Source organism: Labrys sp. LIt4 (assembly GCF_017813775.1).
Classification (GTDB): domain Bacteria; phylum Pseudomonadota; class Alphaproteobacteria; order Rhizobiales; family Labraceae; genus Labrys; species Labrys okinawensis_A.
In genome coordinates this window covers 38,192-60,178 of the sequence record NZ_JAGIPY010000027.1, presented here as the reverse complement: position 1 = coordinate 60,178, position 21,987 = coordinate 38,192, and the positions used below count along the sequence as shown (strand labels likewise).

The following is a 21,987-nucleotide window of genomic DNA, read 5'->3' as shown; positions in this document are numbered from 1 at the left end:
ATCCGGCAAACGCGAATACTTGCCTGGCTAAAAAACTAACGCTGAATCAGCAGCTTGCGAGTTCTTCACGGACGACTCAATAGTTGGCCCGCACACGTGCCGCGCTTTTGTCGGCGAAGGCGGCGAGTCGAGCACGCGCCTCCGGCCGGGTGTTCACCACACCCGCGACGACAGCCTCGGCGTAAGCGGCATCCAAAGCAGACATATTTGCATGTGGCTCACGGCTGAGCAGATTGCGAAGTCAGACGGCGGCAGGTTCTGCGCTGCCTTGTGAGCGAGTTCCAGCGCCTTCTCGAAGCTTGACCCTTCCGACAATATACTGCGCAAGCGCTAGATCGACCGCTTCCTGGCCTTGATACACCCGGCCCGTCAGCATCATGTCGAGCATGCGCGACTTGCCCACCAGATCGGCGACGGGGATAGTCGGGCGGCGGCCGGTGAAGAGTCCACGTTGGCCCTCAGGCAGCGCAAAATAAGTCGTCTTATCCATGACCCAGATATGGGCGGCGCTGGCCAACTCCAGTCCACCGCCCACAACCGCGCAGGTAAGGGCCGCTATAATCGGCACGCCACCATATTCCACCTTGTTGAATGCCTCGTGCCCGGAAGCTCAGGATAGCGACGCGAGCGTCGTTCGCGGCAACAGAACCGATTATCCTGCCACTTTGCGCTTGTAAAAGCTCCAGAAAGTGTCGATCAGCATGGGATCCAAGATTTGGTCTTTCTTTGCCTTCAGCTCCGATGTAGGCGTTGTTTTGTAAGGCAACCGGGTGGCGAGCAGTTGCATCTGCGCGCGGCAAGCTCCTTCAAGAAAAATGCCCATCAACGCTGCCTCCGCAATCGAGCCGCCCACGAACAGGACGCCATGGTTGCGCATGAGCACTGTCGATTGTGGGCCGAGTGAGCGTGCCAGACTCGCACCAAGCGCCGGCGTGTCGATCAAGCCGGTTGTCTCCTCGAAACGCCCAACCGGCAGGCCAAGATTGGCCGCCTCATTCGTGACTGCCTGCAGTTCGACATCGAGTGCGGAGAAAGACGTGGCAAAGAACGGGTGGCTGTGCCCAACGCAGCGCACATCCGAGCGTGCGCGTAAGACTTCGGTGTGGATCGGCCATTCCTTGTGGATGCGCCCCTCTCCTGCGAGCCTGTGTCCCTCGAAATCAATCAGCACGAAATCCTCCGGCCCCACCACCTCACCGAGCCCGATGCCGGAGCGTTTGATCCAGACGCCCCGCCCGGAAGGGTCACGCAACGACAGGTGGCCGAGTGTCATGTCGGCATGCCCTTCCATGTGCAGAATACGGCAAGCGGTCGCGACCTCCAGCAGGTCATCATGGGGAATGTCGGTCATTGGTGTTCTCCGGGGTTTGTAATAGTGAAGCTGAGGGCGAGGCTGCTGCCTATCTGGACGCATGATCCGTGATGCGGCGCCTGAAACCGACCAGGGCAAGGATCAGGGCGCACCCCGCCATCGCGGCCGCGACCCGGAACGTGCTCTCCATGCCTCGTGCAATTGCGGCTTGTGTGGCTGCGGCAGTGCCGCCGCTCGCTGGACCGGTCTGGCCGGCGGCGGCGCCGAAGATGGCTCCCATCAAGGATGCGCCGGTGATCAGGCCAAGGTTGCGGCCAAGGGCGAGGAGTGCCGACACCAGGCCGCGCTGCTCAGATCGGGCAGCGCTCATCACGGCCGTATTATTGGGCGTCTGGAAGAAGGCCAGGCCCAGGCTGATGAGAATGATCGAGGCGACATACTCCTGAACCCCGTGCTCTATCGTGATCAATGACATGAGGGCTGAGCCGATGGTCATCAAGGTGAGCCCGCCTAGCAGTGTGAGCCTTGGCCCGATACGGTCGGACATCCAACCGGCTGGAATGCTCATCATGGCGGAAGTCAACGGGCCAACCGTCATGACGAGGCCGGTTGCACGGGTATCGAGGTCGACGCCTCGTGTCAGGAAGATCGGTCCCAGAACCAGCGTCGCCATCATGACTGCGTAGGCGAGGACGCTGATCATCATGCTGGTCGAGAGCAATCGGTCTCGGAACAGGCCCAGCGATAGCAGCGGCTGCCGGGCCTTGGTCTCGATTGCGAGAAAGAGGACCAGTCCGAAAACAGCGCCGGCCAAGTACTGAAGGACCAGGGAGTGGTTGATGCCATGACTTCCCGACAAGGTCATGGCGATGCAATAGGCAAGAAGAGTAAGGCTCAGGACGATCGTACCCGACCAGTCGAAATTGCCCAGCGATCGCACGCTGTGCGACGTGTCGATGGTCCGAGGCAGATAACGGCTTAACAGAGCATAAGTGAGCAGCCCGAAGGGCAGGTTTATCCAGAACATCGCCCTCCAGCCGAAGGTGACGAGCGCGAGGGAACCGAGCGAAGGGCCAAGTGCAATGCCGAGCGCGACCATCATCGAGAGGACGCCCATGGCCAGGCCGATGCGATCCTTTGGCATGATCTCGCCGACAAGGGCGAAGCTCAAAGCCATGATGATAGCGCCACCCAGGCCCTGGAGCCCTCGGCCGGCGATCAGCACGATCAAGTTCGGCGCCAAGGCACAGATCAAGGATACCGCCAGGAAGCTGATGAGCCCGGCAAGGTAAAGCTTCTTCTTGCCGAGTTGATCGGCGAAGCGACCGACACCGACGATCAAGGCGGTGACGGTCAGAAGATAGGCGACGACTACCCATTGGACTTCAGCAAAGGTCGCGCCGAACTCCCGCATGAATGTCGGCAGGCCGATGCCGACGACGTTCGTTCCCAACTGTGACAGCAGGATGCCCACAGACAACCCCGTCAACGCGTATCCGAAATGAGCGGGCCGATGATGCAGCGCAGGATGACTGTGCTGGTGAACTGTCTGAGCCATTGCTATGCCGAAGTTGTCATCCTGCTACGCGGTCAGGTGGGGCCGGCCGCCACACATTCCGCATGGGGCCCGAAGGAAGTAGCAGCACGGCATTGATGTGAAAATTGCATGCTTGTAACTCTATTGATGCGTCAAACGCACTTCAGGAAGCATGCTTATCCCGGAAAGCGCAGCCGATGATTTTGCCCGATCTGAACCTGCTGATCGCGCTCGATGTCCTACTGACAGAAGGGAGTGTCGCCGCCGCAGCGAAGAAGATGAATCTGTCTCCCCCCGCCATGAGCCGGACACTCGGCCGTATTCGGGATCTGCTCGGCGATCCGGTGCTTGTTCGCTCGGGACGTGGTCTCACGCCAACAGTGCGGGTCGAGGCTCTGCGCGAGCGTTTGCGCGCGGTCGCGGAAGATGCGCAGGCCATCATCCGCACCGAAAGGGGGCTCGATCTGGCGCGATTGGAGAGAACGTTCACCATTCATGCCAATGATGGCTTTGTGGAAACCTTTGGCGCAGCCCTGATCGCAAGGGTCATGGAGGTGGCGCCGGGGGTGCGGCTACGCTTCGCCCAGAAGCCGGAAGGCGATGATATGGCATTGCGCGCGGGGCGCGCAGACCTGGAAACCGGCGCGACAAGCCGACCTTTGCCCGAGTTACGGGTTCAAGCTCTCTTCAAGGATCGTTTCGTGGGTGCTGTTCGCGTAGGGCACCCCTTGCTCGAAGGCAGGATGACGCCGAAACGCTTTGCGGCTTTCGGGCATATTTCCGCGTCAAGACGTGGCCTCGACCATGGACCGATCGACGATGAACTGGCAGCCAAGGGGCTTCGGCGCCGGGTCGCCGCAGTCGTTCCGGGCTTTTCTGCAGCACTGGCGCTTGCTCGGGATTCGGATCTCGTCGCGAGCGTACCGGAAAAGGAGACGAGCCGTGACCGCTACGGTTTGGCGATGTTCCCATTGCCTGTTAGCACGGCGACCATCACCGTCTCTCAATTCTGGCACCCGCGCCTCGACGCTGATCCGGCTCATCGATGGCTGCGATCATGCGTGAAGGATATCTGCAGATGAGGTGTCACCCACCGAACCGCGCCAGCGACCTCTCGGAAGGGTTCTGTCGCGAACGTAATGACAATCTCTGTCCTGCAATGAAGCCCTCCGATTTCGGGGGGAGTTCGTGTCTCAACAACCGGATCGAACAGGATCACCGACGCATCAAGCGCCGCGCTGGACCCATGCCCGGCTTCATGTCGATGGCATGTGCCGAGGTCATCCTCACCGCATCGAATTGGTCCATGTGATGCGCAAACACCAATCCCGCCGCAGTTTCAGCGGAGAGCGTCAGGACCTAAACCTCCTTATGTAGGTGTCTTGGACTTGCGTAGCGCTTCGGTGATCTCGTCACGGGCCACGTCGATCAGGCGCATCATCGCCTGCCGGGCCGTCTCGGGTTCGCGCAACCGGATGGCATCGAACACGGCCCGGTGCTTCGTGATGGCATTCTCGTGGGACTGGCTCGCCCGGTTTGTCAGGCGGAAGCTCGCCAGCAGGGCGGCGCGAATGGCGGTAGCGAACTGGCGGTAGACCCAGTTGCCGCTGGCGTTGATGATGGCGGTGTGGAAATCGAGATCGGCCCGGCTCCAGGCTTCGTTGTCGCGGGAATTGGCCTCGACCATCTCCTCCAGGGCGTTGGAAATATGCAGCAGTTCCCGGGCGCCCGCATGAGCGGCGGCGAGCGCCGCGGCCGCCGGCTCCAGCAATTGCCGCGCCTCGATCAGGGAGACGTAGAACCGCTCGTCCGTGCCGAATTTCAGCACGGCATCCAGCACGAGCGGATCGAGATAGTTCCAGTTCTCGCGCGGCAGCACCGTGGTGCCGGCCCGGGTCCGCGAACGGATCATGCCCAGGGCGGACAGATACTGCATGGTTTCGCGTAAGCTCGTGCGGCTCACGCCCAGCTGCTGGGTCAATTCGGCTTCGTTGGGCAGGGTCGCGTTCTCGGGAAACTCGCCTGAAACGATCTTCTCGACAAATTGCCGCAGCAGGGCTTCCCGGACGCTACGCTTGCCGTGGGCGGCGATCGGGTTACCATTCTCGGTCAGTGCCGAGCCGATCCTGATGTCAGTCACTTCCAGTTCCCCCACGCCGCGACTTCGGCACCGGCAAGGCTATGCGAGGCGAGCTGGAAAGCAAAATCACGCCAGACGCAACGCGGCTCGCCTCATCAAGGCCATCCAGCCACACATTTCTACGCGTCCGGATGCGAGTCGAAAATAAATAGTATTTATCTTGACAATAATATGATTATTTTTATGGTGCCGCAACCAGGCGCGCCATAACTCGCAGGCTCGATCCAGCGCGCAGGGCTGGTCAACGATCAAAAGACGGGGAGGAACCGATGAAGCTCTCGAAATTCGCCGCGATGACGACCATTGCCGCCTCCATCTGCGCTGCGGCGGGCAGCGCGATGGCTGAGGGCAAGGATCTGAAGGTCGGCGCCATCTACATGGATGCACAGGGTTTTTACGCCGGCGTACGCAAGGGTATTCAGACTGGTGGCGCCGACGCCGGGCGCAAGCTCGACATCATCGAGACCAATGCCCAGGGGGACGTGACCAAGGAAGCCTCCTTCATCGACTCGCTGATTTCGGCCGGCGTCCAGGCCATCATCGTCTCCCCGGTGTCGGCCGATGGTTCCTATCGCGCGATCCGCCGGGCGCATGACGCCGGCGTTCCCGTGGTCTGCTACAACACCTGCCTGAACGAGGCCGACATGAAGGAGTATGTTTCGGCCTATGCCGTTGGCGACCCCTATGATTTCGGTCACAAGCTGGGCGAGGTCGCGGGCGACTATTTCGTCGCGCAGAAGAAGGATGCCCCCAAGATAGCTGTGCTCAACTGCGAATTCGTCGAGGTCTGCGTCACCCGCCGCAAAGGCTTTGAGGAAGCCCTCAAGGCCAAGGTGCCCGGTGCCCAGATCGTCGCCAACCAGGAAGGCGCGATCCTCGACAAGGCCGTCTCGGTCGCGAGCACCATGCTGTCCTCCCATCCGGACCTCGACGCCTTCTTCGGCGAGGCAGGTGGGGCTACGCTCGGGGCCGCGCGCGCGGTCAAGAGCCAGGGGCGTGTCGGCAAGACCGTGGTCTTCGGGGGCGACATGACCACCGAGATCGCCCAGGAATTGGCCGACAACTCCGTCATCAAGGGTGTCGTCGACATTTCCGGCCAAGGGCTGGGCAAACTTGCCTTGGCCCAGGCGATCAAGTCGATCGACGGCCAGCCGCCGGCAGGCATCAAGGTCGCCTACGACATCGATGTCTACAAGAGCGCAGCGGACGGGCAGGCCTGGCTCAAGGCGCATGCCGACGGCATCCCCTGAGGGTTGCCGGAGGTTCCCCATTGCGGCCAGGCAAGGATATCGACATGACGCCAGCCATTTCCCCAGGCCGGGCGGCCGAGGCCGAACGGGTCGCCTCCATCCGCAATTGCACCAAGCGCTATCCCGGCGTGCTGGCGCTCGACGACGTCACCTTCGAGGTGGCTGCCGGTGAGGTGAGGGCCCTGCTGGGCAAGAATGGTGCGGGCAAGTCGACCCTGATCCGCCTGCTCACCGGCGCCGAACTGCCTGATAGCGGTACGGTGGAGATCGCCGGCCAGGCCCTCGGCCAGACCGGCTCTGCCCGCGCACAGGCCGCCTTCGCCAGCGGCGTGCGCGTGGTCTATCAGGAGCTCAGCCTGGTGCCCGGCATGTCGCTGGCCGAGAATTTGTTCCTCGGCCACTGGCCGCGCCAAGGCGGCGTCATCCAATCGGCGCGGATGGAGGCCGAGGCTGCCGAGGCCATGGCGAGGCTGGGGCTGGACCTGTCGCCCAGGCGACTCGTCGCCAGCCTTTCGCCGGCCGAAAGGCAATTGCTGGAAATCGCACGCGTGCTGATCGGCAAGCCCCGGCTGGTGATCCTGGACGAACCGACCAGCTCGCTTGCGGCCGCCGAGGCCGAGCGGGTGATGGCAGCGGTGACACGCATCGCGGCGGAAGGCATCGCCGTGATCTACGTCAGCCACCGCATGAACGAAATCCGCCGGGTCGCGCACAGCGCCACCGTGATGCGCGATGGACGGGTGATCGATACCGTCGACGTGAAGGGGGCGGACACGCGCCTGATCGTCCGCCTCATGCTCGGCTCGGAAAGCGCGCCGGCCGCACAGCTGGAGAACCGGGTCGCCGACACCACCCTGCTCGAGGTGAGGGATCTCGCTTTGGCGCCGAAACTGTCATCCGTGTCCTTTCGCCTGCGGCAGGGCGAGGTCCTCGGCATTGCCGGGCTCCTGGGATCGGGGCGCACCGAATTGCTGCAGGCCATCATGGGCGTGCGCGCGGCCGACCGTGGCGAGATCCATGTGGATGGCAAGCCGGTGACGGGCGCACGCTATCGTCACATGGTCGAGCGCGGTTTCGGCTACACCCCCGAGAGCCGCAAGGAGGAAGGCATCGTTCCTCTGCTCGGTGTCGATGAAAATACGCTGGTGACGGATCTTGCCGCTGTCAGCCGCCGCGGCGTGCTCTCCGCCAGCCTGATGGCCGCCGCTACGCGCCGGATCGTCGAGCATCTCCACGTCAAGACCTCCCGCACCGACACGCCGATCGGCACTCTGTCGGGCGGAAACCAGCAGAAGGTGGTGATCGGCCGCTGGGTCCATGCGCGGAGCCGGGTGCTGCTGCTCGACGAACCCACCCGCGGTGTCGACGTGGAAGCCAAGTCCCAGATCTACGCCATCATAAGGCAGCTCGCCGCCGAGGGGCGCGGCATCGTCTTCGTCTCCAGCGAGATCGAGGAATTGCCGCTGGTCTGCGATCGCGTACTCGTGCTGCGCGAGGGCCGGTTCGCCGAAGAATTCACTGCGCCCGACATTGATCAGGATGCCGTCATGGCCGCCTGCATCGCCGGACACTGACGAGGATACCCGATGTCACAGGACAGAACCGCAGGGGGGGCCGTTTCGGATCGAGGCGCCCGTGCAGGCTTCGATTTCTCTCGCCACATGAACGAATTGAGCCTGTTCGCAGCGATCATCGTGCTCTACGTAGTGTTCACGGCCAGCGCCACCGGCTTCCTTTCGTTCAACAACCAGATCAACATCCTGCGCGATGCCGCCACGATCGGCATCGCCGCCTGGGCGGCGACGCTGATCATCATCGCCGGCGAGATCGACGTGAGCGTCGGCCCGATGGTGGCCTTCGTCTCGGTGGCGCTGGCTTATTTCCTGCAGTGGGGCGTGCCGACAGTGCCGGCCTTCGCCCTGGCTGTTGTGGTCGGCGGTCTCTTGGGCTCGATCGCCGGCGTGTTGAGGGCGTTTTTCGACGTGCCCTCCTTCGTGGCCACGCTCGGCCTGTGGAGCGCGCTGCGCGGCATTGCCCTGTTCATCACCGATGCCCTGCCGGTGTCGATCGGGCGCAATGATATCGTCGACGCGCTCGACCGGCCGGTCCTGGGGGTTCCGCCTGCTGCGATCATCATGCTGGTGCTCTTCGGCGTCTTTGCCTTCGTCAGCCGCAAGACCGCCTTCGGCCGCAGCGTCTTCGCCATTGGCGGCAATGCGCAGGCCGCCTTCCTGAGCGGTATCAATGTCGGCCGCATCCGGGTCATGCTGTTCGCCATCGGCGGTGCCATGGCCGCTGTCACCGGTATCCTTCTGGTATCGCGGCTCGGCTCGGGCAATGCCACCGCCGCGAGCGGCCTGGAGTTCGACGTCATCGCCGCCGTCGTCGTAGGCGGCACCTCGCTCTCGGGTGGGCGAGGCTCGATGCTCGGCACGCTGCTCGGCGTTCTCGTCATCACCCTGATCGGCAACGGCTTGGTGTTGCTGGGCATCAACCCCTTCTTCCAGCAGGTGGTGCGCGGCTTGATCATCGTCGTCGCCGTGCTGGCCAACATCCAGGCCATCAAGCGCTCCATGGCGCGAAACAAGGGCTAGGACATGCCGGTTGTCGATCTCCAGCACGGCTGCCTGCGGGCGCAATTGTCGACGGCAGGGGGGCTCGTCCTCGGCCTGTGGTGGGAGGACGAGGGCGTAGCCGTTCCTCTCCTGCGGCCGGCGCCCTCGTCGGACGCCGACGCCCTATCCTCGGCCTGCTACCCGCTGGTGCCGTTCGGCAATCGCATCAGGGATAACCGGTTCCGTTTCGAGGGGCGGGACCATGTCCTGGAACCGAACACGGATTGGGACAGGCACTATCTGCACGGGGAGGGCTGGCAGGCTGGTTGGCGCATCACCGCACAGGACTCGGCGGGCCTTGCGATGGTGTTCTCGCATACAGGAGGCGGCACACCCTACGTCTACGAGGCCGAGCAGCGTTTCGCCCTCGCCGGCGGGGCCTTTGAAATGCAATTGTCCGTGACCAATCGCGGCAGCGCGCCCTTGCCGTACGGATTGGGATGGCATCCCTATTTCCCGCTGACGCCGGCCACGACGCTGATGGCGAGGGCGACCGCGCTGTGGACGGAAGTGGAGGAGTGGCTCCCCGGCGAGCCCATCGCCCTTCCCGAGGAGCTCGACTTTTCCGCCCCTCGTCCCATTCCGGATCGATGGGTCAATAATGGTTTGCAGGGTTGGGATGGCCTTGCTGTGATCACCTGGCCGGAACGGAACATGCAGCTTCGCTTCGAGGCCGATCCGGTATTCAGGCATGCCTTCCTCTTTGTTTCCACTACCGAATTCGATCCCTCCTTCCGGCGGAACTATTTCTGCTTCGAGCCGATGTCGCACTTGGCCAATGGCCATAACCTGCCGGACCTGGGAGATCTCACGATTCTCAAGCCTGGGGAGACATTGGCCGGCAGCGTTCGGTTTCGACCGCAACATCTTTCCGGCCGGCCGCTTCAGGGCGGCGACCATTTCCGTCAAAGCGCCTGAGCCCTGGAGGCCGCGATGTCCGACAGGGGGCAGTTCGATTTCATCATCGTCGGAGGTGGCAGCGCGGCCTGTGTCGTCGCCTCCCATCTCGTCGGGCGGGCCAAGGCGCGGGTGCTGCTGATCGAGCGCGGGCCGGCGAAGGCCAGCCCGATCATCGACATTCCGGCCGGCTATATGAAGTTCCTGGCCAAGGATACCTATCTGGCCATGCACAAGACCGCGCCACAGCCCCAGCTCGACGGGCGCGGGCCGATCGTGCCGCAGGGGCGCGTGCTCGGCGGCGGCAGCACCGTCAATGCCATGGTGTATATGCGCGGCCAGCCCGGCGACTATGCGCGCTGGAATGCAGCCGTGACCGCGCCCGGCGCCGCCAATGACGGCGCCTGGTCCTATGAGGACATGCTGACCTATTTCAGGGCGCAGGAGGACAATGACCACCTGGCCGACACCTTCCATGGCGTCGGCGGCCCGCTCAAGGTCTCGCATCTCGGCCACACCAGCCCGATGACGCGGACCTATGTGAAGACGCTGCAAGACATGGGTATCCCCTATAATCCCGATTTCAACGGGGCTTCCCAGTTCGGCGTCGGCTTCATGCAGCACACCATCGACTGGGCCACCCGACGACGCTGCAGCGCCGTCACGGCCTTTCTCGCCCCGGTGATGGGTGATCCCCGCCTGACCATCGTGACCGATGCGACGGTGACGGGGATCCGCATCGAGCAGGGCCGTGCGGTCGGCGTCGACTATCTGCAGGGCGGGAGCCACCACAAAGCCGAGGCCGGCACCGAAGTGATCCTGGCAGCCGGGGCCTACCAGACGCCGAAGCTGCTGATGCTCTCGGGCATCGGCCCCGAGGACGAGCTCTCCCGCCACGGCATCGCAGCCAAGGTCGTGCTGCCCGGCGTCGGACGCAATCTCCAGGACCATTACGAGTGTCCGGTCGTCGCCACGACACGCGGAAGCTTCGGCTATTATCGCCAGGACAAAGGCTGGCCCATGCTCAAGGCCGGCCTGCAATATCTGCTGTTCGGAACGGGACCTGCCTCGACCACCGGCGTGGAAACCTGCGCCTTCCTCGATCCGACGGGCAGCGGTGCCGAGCCGACTATCCAGATGTTCTGCGTGCCGACGGTCTATCTCGACAGGGACGTAATGGGCACCGATCCTGGCGACGGTGTCACCATCAATTCGCTGCTGCTGCGGCCCAAGGCACGCGGCCGCGTAACACTGGCCAGCGCCGATCCGCTCGCGGACCCCATCATCGACACCCAGATCTTCGGCCATCCCGACGACCTGATCACGACGATGGCCGGATTCCGCTTCGCGCGGCAGGTGCTGGCTGCCGCGCCCCTGCGCGACCTGATCGACAAGGAGATCTTCCCCGGCCCCGCCGTGACCAGCGACGAGGCGATCGCCGCCCATTGCCGGCGCACGGTCAAGACGGGATATCATCCTGTCGGGACCTGCAGGATGGGACACGATGCCGATCCCGAAGCGGTCCTCACGCCCGATCTGCGGGTTCGCGGGATCGAGGGCCTGAGGGTCGTCGACGCCTCGATCATGCCGGCCATCGTCAGCGGCAACACCAATGCCGCCGTGCTCGCCGCGGCGGGGAAGGCTGCGGACCTCATCCTTCAATCATGAATTGCGGCGAGCGGCCGGAGCGGGGGCCTCGGGCCGATCTCATAGAAACCATCGGATAGCGCCATGAAGATCACCAAGCTGACCACTTTCATCGTCCCGCCGCGCTGGATGTTCGTGAAGGTCGAGACCGATGAGGGCCTGTCCGGCTGGGGCGAGGCCGTCGTGGAGGGGCGTGCCCTGACGGTCGAGGCGGCCGTGCACGAATTGGCCGACTATATCGTCGGCAAGGATCCCATGCTGATCGAAGACCACTGGAACGTGCTTTACCGCGGCGGTTTCTATCGCGGCGGCGCAGTGCACATGAGCGCGCTCGCCGGCATCGACCAGGCTTTGTGGGACATCAAGGGCAGGGCGCTGGGACAGCCGATCCACGCCTTGTTGGGCGGCCAGTGCCGCGACAAGATCAAGGTCTATTCCTGGATCGGCGGCGACCGCCCGGCCGACATCGCCAGCAATGCCAAGGAAGCGGTGGCGCGCGGCTTCAAGGCGATCAAGCTCAACGGTTCGGAGGAGATGCAGATCGTCGACACGCATGACAAGATCGACAGGGCGGTCGCGACCATCGCCACCGTGCGCGAGGCGATCGGACCCCATGTCGGCATCGGCGTGGATTTCCACGGCCGGGTCCACCGCCCGATGGCCAAGGTGCTGGCCAAGGAGCTTGATCCCTACAAGCTCCTGTTCATCGAGGAGCCCGTCCTTTCCGAACACAAGGAGGCGCTCAAGGAGATCGCCAATCATTGTTCCACGCCGATCGCGCTCGGCGAACGGCTCTATTCGCGCTGGGACTTCAAGGGCGTGCTGGCGGATGGCTATGTCGACATCCTCCAGCCCGATCTGTCGCATGCCGGGGGCATCAGTGAGTGCCGCAAGATCGCCACCATGGCCGAGGCCTATGACGTGGCGCTTGCGCCGCATTGCCCGCTGGGTCCGATCGCGCTCGCGGCCTGCCTTCAGGTCGATGCTGTCAGCTACAATGCCTTCATCCAGGAGCAGAGCCTCGGCATCCATTACAACGAGGGCAACGACATTCTCGACTACATCTCCAACAAGGGGGTGTTCCACTATGAGGATGGCTTCGTCTCCATCCCGCAGGGGCCCGGCCTGGGGGTCGAGGTCAACGAGGACTATGTGACGGAGCGCGCCCGGCAGGGCCATCGCTGGCGCAATCCGGTCTGGCGCCACGAGGATGGCAGCGTGGCTGAATGGTAGGGGTGAAACGGCGATGGCAGGTCGACTGACAGGCAAGCGTATTCTGGTGACGGGTGCCGCCCAGGGCATCGGATTGGCGATGGTGCGGGCGTTCCTGGACGAAGGGGCAGCCGTTTTCCTGATCGATCGGGACGAAGCGCTTCTTGCCGATGTGAGCAACGAATTGGCGGGTCAGGGCGCGCCGATCGCTCACCGGGCCGTTGATATCACCGACGAGCAGAGCATTGCGCGTGCCGTTTCACAGGCTGCCTCGACGATCGGTGAGATCAACGCCCTCGTCAACAATGCCGGCATCAATGTTTTCGCCGAGCCGTTGCAAACGACGGATGAAGAGTGGCAGCGATGCTTCGACGTCAACCTCAAGGGAGCCTGGAACTGCTGCAAGGCGGTCCTGCCGGGGATGATTGCGGGCGATGGCGGCGTCATTCTGAACATCGCTTCGACGCATGCCTTCACCATTATCCCCCACACCTTCCCCTATCCCCTGGCCAAGCACGCCTTGCTCGGCATGACAAAGTCGCTGGCGCTGGAATATGCCGGCCGCAACGTGCGGGTGAACGCGCTCGCGCCCGGCTATGTCTCGACACAGAAGGTGGTCGATTACTGGAACAGCTTCCCTGATCCCGAGGCCGCAAGGGAGCAGACCTTGAAGCTGCATCCGGGGGGCCGCATCGCCACGCCCAGGGAAATCGCGCTTGCCGCGGTGTTCATGATCTCGGACGAATGTCCCTTCATGAACGCAGCCTGCCTGACTGTCGATGGCGGCCTCAGCGTCCAGCAGCATCCCTGACCGTTGAGCTTCCCGCCATCGCTATAGCGAGCGCTGGCCAGCTGAACCTGAGAAGTGGCGGGAAATTATATATCGGCCTTATCAAACCTCTGGCGACGTTGAGGGCGATCTCGCCGATATGACGCTGCATGGTGTCGGTATTGGCGAAGGGCAACGCCAGCGCGGCTCCTGTTCCGAGCGCGGGGCAGATGGCGCCGAACAGGGAGGCGCTCTCATAGCGCTGATCGGCGGGTTGGATCGGTCGCGTGCCCCGCCGCGCCCACTGCCGGACGAGGCCCTTCTTCTGCCCGATACGGGCTTCGTCTTGATCCGAAGGACGCGCAGCGAAACCAGATCTCGATCTTCTTCTTGCGGATCACGTCCGCGAGTGGGCCGCGAGCGTACGCAGGAGGTTTTTTGAACGCCTGGATGACCTTGCTGTTTTGCTTGGGATGTCGTGGCCTGGCTTTCCACGATCTGGACCGGTTCCGCCCGCTGCGCAGCCGAAGAAGATCGTCGCGGATCTGACACTGGACGAGACGATTCTGGCAGCGGTCGTCATGGGGCTCAAAGGACTGCGTCAGCAAACCTTTTAAGTCCGCACGCGGTGGTGCCTGTGTCGAGCATGTGAAATCGGAACCTGGGCTGTCCCTCCCAAATGCCAGCACACATCGGCGACAAAAGGCCATTGCGTCCCGCTCCGATCTCCTTTATATCCGTATTGAAATGAATATCACATAGTGAAATTTATTTCAATTTTAAAGACAACACCGGGAGACAGCCCGGCGAACACCATCGGGAGGTGAGGATGGCCATCAGGAATTGGCTCATCGGAGTGGCCGCGAGCGCGGCTTTCGTGTCTGGCGCGAGCGCGCAGGCAGACAGCAAGTTCCGTTGCAAGGAAGGCGAGACCTATGTGATGAACGTCATGGTCTCGGGGGTGGAATATTGGTTCCCGGTCTATGAAGCCTTTAAGCAGGCCGCCCAGTCGATGGGCTGCAAGACCGCCTATACCGGCACGCCGGAATATGACGTCACCAAGCAGATCGCGAGCTTCGACCAGGCTCTGGCCAAGAACCCGGCCGGCATTCTGGTGCATCCGATGAATTCGGATCCTTTCATCGAGCCGATCAACCGCGCGGTGGATTCCGGCGTCTCCGTGGTGACCTTCGCGGCCGACTCGCCCAACTCCAAGCGCGCTTCCTATGTCACCTCCGACAACAACCGGGAGGGCAGCGCCGCCGCCGACATGGTCGCCAAGGCGCTGGACGGCAAGGGCGACTATGCCGTCCTGGAAAACCCGGGGCAGGATAATCATGACAAGCGCGTCGCCGCCTTCATCGCCCGCATGGGCGAGAAATATCCCGGCATGAAGCTGGTCGGCCGCGCAGCCACCAACCAGGACCCGACCAAGGCCTATCAGGCGGTGCAGTCCCTGGCCCAGGCCAATCCCAATCTCGCCGCCTTGTTCATGCCCGAGGCCAATTCGGCCCTGGGAGCAGCCCAGGCCTCCCAGGAGCTCGGCGGCAAGATCAAGGTGATGACCGCCGACGTGAACGCCAAGATCCTCGACATGATCAAGGCCGGCCAGGTCTTCGGCTCGGTCAACCCCAACCAGGGCATCCAGGGCTATATGGGCTTCATGCTGCTGTTCATGGCCAAGCACCCTGACCTGATCGACCCGATGAACGATTGGAAACGCGCCGGTTACAACCCGATGGGCGTGCCCTTCGTCGACAACGGCTTTGCTATCGTGTCCAAGGACAATGCCGACGACTTCTACTGGGACGCTTATCTCAAGCGCCGCGGCACCAAGGGCATCGAGGAATAATCGGGGCGCTCTTCGGACCCGCCTGCAAGCGCAACGTTCTCAGGCGGCGCTGAAGTCCGGATAGCGCAGTGCGACCCCTCATCCGGCGCTTCGCGCCACCTCTAGTCAACTCAAGAGAGTTGACGACACCCGCAAGGGGAGAAGGTGATTGGCGAGCGTTGCGCCATCCAAAAGATTGCCTTCTCCCCTTGCGGGAGAAGGTGCCGGCAGGCGGATGAGGGGTTGCGTTGCCCTATCCGGACATCAGCCCCCACCCCTCCCCCAAGACGAAGACCGGCCATGACCCATGATCTCGCCCTCGAAGTGACAGGCATCAGCAAGGCCTATGGAGCGATCCAGGCCCTGCGCAATGTCAGCCTCGGCGTCCGCAAGGGCGAGATCCATGCCCTCGCCGGCGAGAACGGCGCCGGCAAGTCCACCCTGATGAACATCATCGACGGCATCGTCAGGCCCGATGCCGGGGAAATCCGCATCCGCGGCGAAAAGGTCGAGATCGGCTCGCCGGCGCGGGCGCAGGAACTCGGCATCGGCCTCGTGCACCAGGAGATCGCCTTGTGCGGCGGCATCTCGGTGGCCGAGAACATCTTCATGGCCGCGACCAACCGCCGCCAGGCCTTCTTCATGAATTACGGCGAACTGCGTGAAAAGGCCCGCGCCATCCTGGCCGAACTCGGCAGCATCGACCCCGACAGCCTGGTCGGCGAGCTCACCATTTCCGAGCAGCAGATCGTCGAGATCGCCAAGGCGCTCACCCTCGACTGCTCGATCCTCATTCTCGACGAGCCGACCGCCGCGCTGACCGAGCGCGAAGCCGGCAAGCTCTTCGCCATCATGGCCGGCCTCAAGGCGCGCGGCATCTCCATCATCTATATCAGCCACCGCATGGCGGAGATCTTCGCCCATTGCGACCGCATCACCGTGCTGCGCGACGGCCAGCACGTCTCCACCGACGATATCGCCGCCATGACGCCCGAAAGCGTCGTCGGCAAGATGGTCGGCCGGGCACTGGGCACGCTCTATCCGCCGAAGAACCCGCAAAGCGCCCAAGCGCCCGCCTTGATGGCGGTGGAGGGCCTCAGCGATGGTGTGCGCTTCAAGCACATTTCCTTCGAACTCCGGCGTGGCGAGGTGCTGGGCGTCGCCGGGCTGATCGGCGCCGGGCGCACGGAAATGGCGCTCGGCATTTGCGGCCTGATGCCTCGCAGCGGCGGCAGGATCCGGCTCGAGGGACGCGAGGTAACGCCCGCGACCTATGCCGACAGCATCGCCAACGGCATCGTCTATCTCTCGGAAGATCGCAAGGGATCGGGCGTTTTCCTCGACCTGCCGATAGCGGCGAATGTCTCGGCCCTCGACCTTGGCCGCGTCTCCACCCGCCTGGGCTTCGTCGACCGCGCGGCCGAGCGGGAGCAGGCCCGGTGCCTCGGCGATCTCCTGCGCCTGCGCCGCGGCTCGCTCAACGATGCGGTCGCCACGCTGTCGGGCGGCAACCAGCAGAAGGTCGCCATCGCCAAGATGCTGTCGGTGTCCCCCAAGGTCATCCTGCTCGACGAGCCGACCCGCGGCGTCGATGTTGGCGCCAAGGCGGAGATCCACCGCGTCCTGCGCGAGCTGGCGGATCAGGGCACCGGCATAGTGGTGATCTCCTCCGAACTGCCCGAACTGATCGGCCTCGCCGACCGCGTCCTCGTCATCCACGAGGGCGGGATCGCCGGCGAGGTCACGGGAACCGACATGACCGAGGACAGGCTGATCCGCCTCGCCTCCGGATTGAGCAAAGACGCCGGGAGGGCGGCATGAGCGTGATGGGTGAGACCTCAGTGAACCAGAAGCATCCCGAAGCGCCGTCGCATGCGCGTCTGAACTGGCTGCGCGGCCTCGGCAATATGCGCGAGCTCGGCCTTGTGCTGATCATCCTGGCGCTGTGCGTGGTGATGTCCTTCGCCTCGCCCTATTTCCTGACCTGGACCAATCTGCGCGCCATGACGATGTCCTTTGCCGTCGAAGGCATCGTGGTGGTCGGCATGACCGTGCTGCTGATCGTCGGCGCCATCGATCTTTCTGTCGGTTCCGTCGTCTGCTTCGCCATGGTGATCGGCGGCTGGCTCTTCCTGGCCGGCATCGATCCCTGGCTCGCCAGCGCCATGGCCATCCTCGCCTGCTCGGCCATCGGCGCCTCCATGGCGCTGGCGGTCACGCGCATCGGCCTGCATTCCTTCATCGTCTCGCTCGCCTTCATGGTGATCGTGCGGGGGCTCTGCCTGGCGATCACCGGCGGCACGCCGCTGTCGCTGTTTTCCCTGCCGCCGAGCTTCAAGTTCATCGGGCAGGGCTCGGTCTACGGCGTGCCGGTCGTCATCCTGATCTTCCTCGCCGTGGTCGTCACCTTCGACATCCTGCTGCGCAAGGCCACCCTGTTCCGCCGCGTGTTCTATACCGGCTCCAACGAACGGGCCGCCGCCTATTCGGGCATCCGCACCGCCCGGGTGAAGTTCTTCTGCATCGTGCTGTGCTCGAGCCTGGCCGGTGTCGCCGGCATCATCTACATGGCCCGCTTCGGGGCGGCGACGCCGACCTTCGGTGTCGGCATGGAGCTCAACATCATCGCCGCCGCCGTGATCGGCGGGGCCAGCCTCAATGGCGGCTCGGGCACCATCCTCGGCGCCATCCTCGGCATGGCGCTGCTGTCGGTGGTGTCGAGCTCGCTGATCCTGCTCGATGTCTCGCCCTACTGGCAAGACACCATACGCGGCCTGATCCTGTTTGCCGCCGTCGCCTTCGATCACCTGCTACATAAGCGCAAGCAGGCTCTGACTCGGAAGGCATAGGACAAGCACCGTGGCAAAAGACAACGAAGGCGACCAGCGGCTCCGCCGCATCCATCGGGTATTGGTCATGCATTACATCGAAGGCTTTTCGCAGGCCGAGATAGCCAAGCGCACCGGCCTGTCCCATCCGATGGTCAACCGTCTCGTCAAGGAGGGGCATGAGCGCGGCTATGTCAGGATCGAGGTGAAGTCGCCGCGCCAGGACCTGTTCGAGCTCGAACAAGCCCTGGCTGAGGCGAGCGGCCTCACGGAGGCAATGGTGGTGCCCACCGCCTCCGACCAGGACAGCGTCAACCTACAGGCTGCCGGGCGGTCGGTCGCCGACCATATCCTCACCGTGCTCCGGGACGGCGACACCATCTGCGTCTCGGGCGGGGTCGGCGTCAGCGCGGTCATCCAGGCCATGGAGCCCACCCGCGCCTATGACGTAACCGTGGTGCCGGCGACCGGCGGTGTGCAGGGCAAGCATTTCGTCGACGTCAATCATCTTGCCGCCCAGCTCGCTTCCAAGCTGCAGGGACGCGCCTTCCAGATCCATGCGCCGATCTTCGCCGCCTCGCGCGCCGAACGGGACGTGCTGATGTCGCTGCAATCGGTCGGCGAGGTGCTGGACCGCGCACGCGCTGCCCGCATCGCTTTGGTCGGCATCGGCTCGGTGCTGTCGGAGAGCTCGACCTATTTCAGCCTGCATGCTCCGGGCGCCGGCGGGCTCGACGGGCTCCGGCAGAGCCGGGCGGCCGGGGAGCTGATCGCCCATCTGATCGACGCCGACGGGCATCTCTGCGACTATCCGCTCAATGAACGCGTCGTCGCGCTCAGCCCTGAGGAGCTCCGGACCATCCCAATGACCATCGGCATCGCCGCCGGCGCCCACAAGGTCGCGCCGATCGCCGGCATCCTGCGCGGCGGCTATCTCGACATTCTTGCCACCGACGAGGCGACCGGTACCCACGTTCTCGACATTCTCAAGAGGCCGACATGACCCCTCCGATTCCCTTGCGCAAACTGGGCCATTCCGACATCGCGGCGAGCGCCATCGCGCTCGGCACCTGGGCCATGGGCGGCTGGATGTGGGGCGGCCATGACGACGAGGCCTCGATCGCCGCGATCCGCGCCTCCATCGACCAGGGTGTCACGCTGATCGACACCGCCCCCGCCTATGGCCTCGGACGCGCCGAGGCGCTGGTGGGGCAAGCCGTCAAGGGCCGCCGCCAGGAGGTGGTGATCGCCACCAAATGCGGGCTCAACTGGCATCACGGCAAGGGCAATCACTTCTTCGACGAGATGGACCAGAAGGTGCATCGCTATCTCGGGCGCGATGGCATCCTGCACGAGCTCGAGCAGAGCCTCGAACGCCTGCAGACCGATTATGTCGACCTCTACATCACCCATTGGCAGGACCCGACCACATCGGTGGCCGAGACCATGGAGACGCTGTTGGAGCTCAAGCAAGCCGGCCGGATCCGGGCCATCGGCGTCAGCAACGTCACCGCCGATGACCTCGACGCCTATCTTGCCGTCGGGCAGGTGGATGCCATCCAGGAGCGCTATTCCATGCTCGACCGCGCGATCGAGACCAGCCTCCTGCCGATCTGCGCCGCTAACGGCGTCTCCACGCTCAGCTATTCCTCGCTGGCGCTGGGTCTGCTCACCGGCAAGATCGGGCCGGAGCGTGATTTCGCCGGCGACGACCTGCGCAAGGACAACCCCCGCTTCTCGCGCGACAACCGCACTCGCGTCGCCGATTTCGCTGCGGCGGTGAGCCCGCTCGCCTCGGCCCATGGCGCGACGATCGCCCAACTCGTGATCGCCTGGACCATCGCGCAGCCAGGGATCAATTATGCCCTGTGCGGCGCGCGCGACGACAAGCAGGCCAGCGAGAATGCCGCCGCCGGGCGCCTCGTTCTGTCGGCCGACGACCTCGCCGCCATCGACCGCGCCATCGCGGACCATCTTGCCGCCGTCACCGGGTGAGGCAGCAGGCATGACGCCTAAACGAAGTCACGACGACGCCGGCTGGCATGCCATTTCGGGGGGCGGGTCTTCAGACCCGGCTGGAAACGCCACGCTTGCAGCCGGGTCTGAAGACCCGCCCCCCAGGATTGGCATGAGCCGGGCGGAACGGCTCGACAGGCTGCGCGCGAAGGACCGTGCCACGGTCCTCGTCGTCGGCGGCGGCATCAACGGCATCAGCACCTTTCGCGAGCTCGCTTTGCAGGGGATCGACGTCGTGCTCGTCGAGCGCGGGGATTTCATGAGCGGGGCCAGCGCGGCGCCATCCCGCATGATCCATGGCGGGCTGCGCTATCTGGAGAATGGCGAATTCGGGCTGGTGAAGGAGTCCCTGCTGGAGCGTAACCGCCTGCTGCGCAACGCGCCGCATTATGTCAGCGCCCTGCCGACCCTTATCCCGCTGGGCGATCGTTTCTCCGGCATGTTGTCGGCGGCGCGCCGGTTTTTCGGCGGGCGGCCGAAGCCGGGACCGCGCGGCGCCCTGATCGTGAGGCTGGGACTCGCCGTCTATGATTTCTATGCGCGCCGCGAGCGCCAATTGCCGCAGAGCCGTTTTTTCGGCCGCCGTGCCACCCGCCTGAACTGGCCCGACTTCCATCCCGACATCAACTATGCCGCCCTCTATCACGACGCCAAGATCAGCCGGCCGGAGCAGCTCGGCCTCGAACTGATCGCCGATGCCGAGGCGGCCTCATCCGAGGCGTTCGCGCTCAACCATCTCGGCCTCGCCAGCCTGGATGGCACGATCGCAGAGCTCACCGACAGCCTGACTGGCGAGCGCTTCACCCTCGCCGTCGATATCGTCGTCAATGCCAGCGGTGCCTGGATCGACCAGACCAACGCCCTGCTCTCGGGGCGGCAGACCACGCTGATCGGCGGCACCAAGGGATCCCATCTCGTCCTCGACAGTCCCGCCCTCCTCGAGGCCATCGGCGAGCGCATGGTTTATTTTGCCAACCGCGAAGGTCGCGTGTGCATCCTGTTCGCCCATTTCGGCCATATCCTCGCCGGATCGACCGACATCCGTGTCGACACACCCGACAGCGTACGCTGCGAGGCGAGCGAAACCGCCTATATCCTGGAATCCATTCGCGAAGTCTTCCCCGGCATCGCCCTGTCGGAAGCCGATATCCTGTTCCGCTTCGCGGGCGTGCGTCCTCTGCCCCGGGCCGATGCGAATGTGAATGCCGAGATCTCGCGCGACCACAGCTGCGAATGGTCGACGCCTCCGGGGGCAGTCCCCGTCCTCAACCTCGTCGGCGGCAAGTGGACGACATTCCGTGCCTTCGGTGCCCAGGCCGCCGATACGGTGCTGGCCCGCCTCGGGATCGATCGCACACGCTCGAGCGAGGCACTGGCGATCGGCGGCGGCAAGGACTTTCCGCGAGGCGAAGCCGAACGCCGGGATTGGCTGCGCCGCGCCGCCGCCTCGACGGGGGTGTCGGAAGAGCGCTGTGCCACCCTGCTCGAACGCTACGGCACGCGGATGCTCGATTTCACGCCGGACGTCGACGACATCAGCCTCGCCGGCCTGCCGAGCTACAGCTGCAACGAGGTCCGCTGGCTTCTCTCGAACAGCCAGGTCGCCACTTTGGCCGACCTTGTGCTCCGGCGCATGACCATCGCCTTCAGCGGCGAGCTCTCGCTCGACGCCATCCACGAACTCGCCGCGCTGGCGGCATCAGCCCTCGGCTGGAGCGAGGCCCGCACACAAGACGAGATCGACCGGCTCCTCGCTCATCTCGATCACATTCACGGCCTCGCAGCGGCAACGCTGGCGGCCCGCAACCTCTCGTCTCCGGTCTCTCTATTACCCTCCCCTGGAGGGGGAGGGTCGACGCAAAGCGTCGGGGTGGGGTGACTTCTTGGCGAGAAAGTTTCGTTCTCCCCGCCAACCCTGCCTATTCCCACCCCA

17 protein-coding genes and 3 pseudogenes are annotated in these 21,987 nt (G+C 64.1%); 15 read left to right on the top strand and 5 right to left on the bottom strand.

Features of this window, described 5'->3' with window-relative positions; genetic code table 11:
• Nucleotides 1–241: 241 nt before the first annotated feature.
• The 3 genes and pseudogenes from J8I29_RS28805 to J8I29_RS28795 form a co-directional block, all read right to left on the bottom strand.
• Nucleotides 242–586: pseudogene (locus J8I29_RS28805) on the bottom strand (enoyl-CoA hydratase-related protein); the annotation flags it as partial.
• Between the two features lie 66 nt (nucleotides 587–652).
• Nucleotides 653–1,351, bottom strand: a complete 699-nt coding sequence (locus J8I29_RS28800) for a class II aldolase/adducin family protein (RefSeq protein WP_209434286.1) — start codon at nucleotides 1,349–1,351, stop codon at nucleotides 653–655.
• Between the two features lie 49 nt (nucleotides 1,352–1,400).
• Nucleotides 1,401–2,786 carry an MFS transporter gene (locus J8I29_RS28795; protein WP_209434285.1) on the bottom strand — a complete coding sequence of 462 codons (1,386 nt, stop codon included), beginning with the start codon at nucleotides 2,784–2,786 and terminating at the stop codon, nucleotides 1,401–1,403.
• A 260-nt stretch (nucleotides 2,787–3,046) separates the two neighbouring features.
• Between J8I29_RS28795 and J8I29_RS28790 the strand changes: the two genes are divergently transcribed.
• Both J8I29_RS28790 and J8I29_RS30195 read left to right on the top strand, forming a co-directional pair.
• On the top strand, nucleotides 3,047–3,931 hold the full coding sequence (locus tag J8I29_RS28790) for a LysR family transcriptional regulator (protein ID WP_209434284.1): 885 nt from the start codon (nucleotides 3,047–3,049) through the stop codon (nucleotides 3,929–3,931).
• Nucleotides 3,932–4,041: 110 nt separating this feature from the next.
• Nucleotides 4,042–4,226: pseudogene (locus tag J8I29_RS30195) on the top strand (DDE-type integrase/transposase/recombinase); the annotation flags it as partial.
• Here J8I29_RS30195 and J8I29_RS28785 read toward each other — a convergent pair.
• Nucleotides 4,219–4,989 carry a FadR/GntR family transcriptional regulator gene (locus J8I29_RS28785; protein WP_245443560.1) on the bottom strand — a complete coding sequence of 257 codons (771 nt, stop codon included), beginning with the start codon at nucleotides 4,987–4,989 and terminating at the stop codon, nucleotides 4,219–4,221. The pseudogene J8I29_RS30195 and the gene J8I29_RS28785 overlap by 8 nt on opposite strands.
• A 269-nt stretch (nucleotides 4,990–5,258) precedes the next feature.
• On the opposite strand from J8I29_RS28785, the gene J8I29_RS28780 reads away from it, so the two are divergent.
• The 7 genes from J8I29_RS28780 (at nucleotide 5,259) to J8I29_RS28750 (ending at nucleotide 13,421) form a co-directional block, all read left to right on the top strand.
• On the top strand, nucleotides 5,259–6,239 hold the full coding sequence (locus tag J8I29_RS28780) for a substrate-binding domain-containing protein (RefSeq protein ID WP_105864725.1): 981 nt from the start codon (nucleotides 5,259–5,261) through the stop codon (nucleotides 6,237–6,239).
• A 44-nt stretch (nucleotides 6,240–6,283) separates the two neighbouring features.
• Complete coding sequence (locus J8I29_RS28775) at nucleotides 6,284–7,813, top strand: sugar ABC transporter ATP-binding protein (protein WP_209434283.1); 1,530 nt, start codon at nucleotides 6,284–6,286, stop codon at nucleotides 7,811–7,813.
• Nucleotides 7,814–7,825: 12 nt separating this feature from the next.
• Complete coding sequence (locus J8I29_RS28770) at nucleotides 7,826–8,833, top strand: ABC transporter permease (RefSeq protein ID WP_209434282.1); 1,008 nt, start codon at nucleotides 7,826–7,828, stop codon at nucleotides 8,831–8,833.
• Between the two features lie 3 nt (nucleotides 8,834–8,836).
• Nucleotides 8,837–9,772, top strand: a complete 936-nt coding sequence (locus J8I29_RS28765; protein ID WP_209434281.1) for an aldose 1-epimerase — start codon at nucleotides 8,837–8,839, stop codon at nucleotides 9,770–9,772.
• Between the two features lie 15 nt (nucleotides 9,773–9,787).
• Nucleotides 9,788–11,419, top strand: coding sequence for a GMC family oxidoreductase N-terminal domain-containing protein (locus tag J8I29_RS28760; protein ID WP_209434280.1), 1,632 nt, complete (start codon nucleotides 9,788–9,790; stop codon nucleotides 11,417–11,419).
• A gap of 63 nt (nucleotides 11,420–11,482) precedes the next feature.
• Nucleotides 11,483–12,631, top strand: a complete 1,149-nt coding sequence (dgoD, locus tag J8I29_RS28755; protein ID WP_105864730.1) for a galactonate dehydratase — start codon at nucleotides 11,483–11,485, stop codon at nucleotides 12,629–12,631.
• A gap of 13 nt (nucleotides 12,632–12,644) precedes the next feature.
• Nucleotides 12,645–13,421 (top strand): SDR family oxidoreductase, encoded by a 777-nt coding sequence (locus tag J8I29_RS28750; RefSeq protein WP_209434279.1) that lies wholly within the window; start codon nucleotides 12,645–12,647, stop codon nucleotides 13,419–13,421.
• Nucleotides 13,422–13,506: 85 nt separating this feature from the next.
• Here the strand turns inward: J8I29_RS28750 and J8I29_RS28745 are convergent.
• A pseudogene (locus tag J8I29_RS28745) lies at nucleotides 13,507–13,728 on the bottom strand (IS630 family transposase); the annotation flags it as partial.
• A 480-nt stretch (nucleotides 13,729–14,208) separates the two neighbouring features.
• On the opposite strand from J8I29_RS28745, the gene J8I29_RS28740 reads away from it, so the two are divergent.
• The 6 genes from J8I29_RS28740 to J8I29_RS28715 all read left to right on the top strand — a co-directional run bounded on the left by J8I29_RS28740 (nucleotide 14,209) and on the right by J8I29_RS28715 (nucleotide 21,933).
• Nucleotides 14,209–15,231 (top strand): substrate-binding domain-containing protein, encoded by a 1,023-nt coding sequence (locus J8I29_RS28740; RefSeq protein ID WP_105864732.1) that lies wholly within the window; start codon nucleotides 14,209–14,211, stop codon nucleotides 15,229–15,231.
• A 279-nt stretch (nucleotides 15,232–15,510) separates the two neighbouring features.
• Nucleotides 15,511–17,031: a sugar ABC transporter ATP-binding protein gene (locus J8I29_RS28735; protein ID WP_209434278.1), complete on the top strand. Its 1,521-nt coding sequence runs from the start codon at nucleotides 15,511–15,513 to the stop codon at nucleotides 17,029–17,031.
• Nucleotides 17,032–17,036: 5 nt separating this feature from the next.
• Nucleotides 17,037–18,059 (top strand): ABC transporter permease, encoded by a 1,023-nt coding sequence (locus J8I29_RS28730; RefSeq protein ID WP_245197473.1) that lies wholly within the window; start codon nucleotides 17,037–17,039, stop codon nucleotides 18,057–18,059.
• A 10-nt stretch (nucleotides 18,060–18,069) separates the two neighbouring features.
• Nucleotides 18,070–19,041, top strand: coding sequence for a sugar-binding transcriptional regulator (locus J8I29_RS28725; protein WP_348536199.1), 972 nt, complete (start codon nucleotides 18,070–18,072; stop codon nucleotides 19,039–19,041).
• Nucleotides 19,038–20,033: an aldo/keto reductase gene (locus J8I29_RS28720; RefSeq protein ID WP_209434277.1), complete on the top strand. Its 996-nt coding sequence runs from the start codon at nucleotides 19,038–19,040 to the stop codon at nucleotides 20,031–20,033. The genes J8I29_RS28725 and J8I29_RS28720 overlap by 4 nt, the downstream gene beginning before the upstream one ends.
• Nucleotides 20,034–20,166: 133 nt before the next feature.
• Complete coding sequence (locus J8I29_RS28715; protein ID WP_209434276.1) at nucleotides 20,167–21,933, top strand: glycerol-3-phosphate dehydrogenase/oxidase; 1,767 nt, start codon at nucleotides 20,167–20,169, stop codon at nucleotides 21,931–21,933.
• The last annotated feature ends 54 nt before the right edge of the window (nucleotides 21,934–21,987 follow it).

What these genes read in the sequence shown, in the direction of transcription:
- J8I29_RS28800 (WP_209434286.1), bottom strand. Translation starts at nt 1,351, where the DNA reads ATGACCGACATTCCCCATGATGACCTGCTGGAGGTCGCGACCGCTTGC.
- J8I29_RS28790 (WP_209434284.1), top strand. Translation starts at nt 3,047, where the DNA reads ATGATTTTGCCCGATCTGAACCTGCTGATCGCGCTCGATGTCCTACTG.
- J8I29_RS28780 (WP_105864725.1), top strand. Translation starts at nt 5,259, where the DNA reads ATGAAGCTCTCGAAATTCGCCGCGATGACGACCATTGCCGCCTCCATC.
- J8I29_RS28775 (WP_209434283.1), top strand. Translation starts at nt 6,284, where the DNA reads ATGACGCCAGCCATTTCCCCAGGCCGGGCGGCCGAGGCCGAACGGGTC.
- J8I29_RS28770 (WP_209434282.1), top strand. Translation starts at nt 7,826, where the DNA reads ATGTCACAGGACAGAACCGCAGGGGGGGCCGTTTCGGATCGAGGCGCC.
- J8I29_RS28765 (WP_209434281.1), top strand. Translation starts at nt 8,837, where the DNA reads ATGCCGGTTGTCGATCTCCAGCACGGCTGCCTGCGGGCGCAATTGTCG.
- J8I29_RS28760 (WP_209434280.1), top strand. Translation starts at nt 9,788, where the DNA reads ATGTCCGACAGGGGGCAGTTCGATTTCATCATCGTCGGAGGTGGCAGC.
- dgoD (WP_105864730.1), top strand. Translation starts at nt 11,483, where the DNA reads ATGAAGATCACCAAGCTGACCACTTTCATCGTCCCGCCGCGCTGGATG.
- J8I29_RS28750 (WP_209434279.1), top strand. Translation starts at nt 12,645, where the DNA reads ATGGCAGGTCGACTGACAGGCAAGCGTATTCTGGTGACGGGTGCCGCC.
- J8I29_RS28740 (WP_105864732.1), top strand. Translation starts at nt 14,209, where the DNA reads ATGGCCATCAGGAATTGGCTCATCGGAGTGGCCGCGAGCGCGGCTTTC.
- J8I29_RS28735 (WP_209434278.1), top strand. Translation starts at nt 15,511, where the DNA reads ATGACCCATGATCTCGCCCTCGAAGTGACAGGCATCAGCAAGGCCTAT.
- J8I29_RS28730 (WP_245197473.1), top strand. Translation starts at nt 17,037, where the DNA reads ATGGGTGAGACCTCAGTGAACCAGAAGCATCCCGAAGCGCCGTCGCAT.
- J8I29_RS28720 (WP_209434277.1), top strand. Translation starts at nt 19,038, where the DNA reads ATGACCCCTCCGATTCCCTTGCGCAAACTGGGCCATTCCGACATCGCG.
- J8I29_RS28715 (WP_209434276.1), top strand. Translation starts at nt 20,167, where the DNA reads ATGAGCCGGGCGGAACGGCTCGACAGGCTGCGCGCGAAGGACCGTGCC.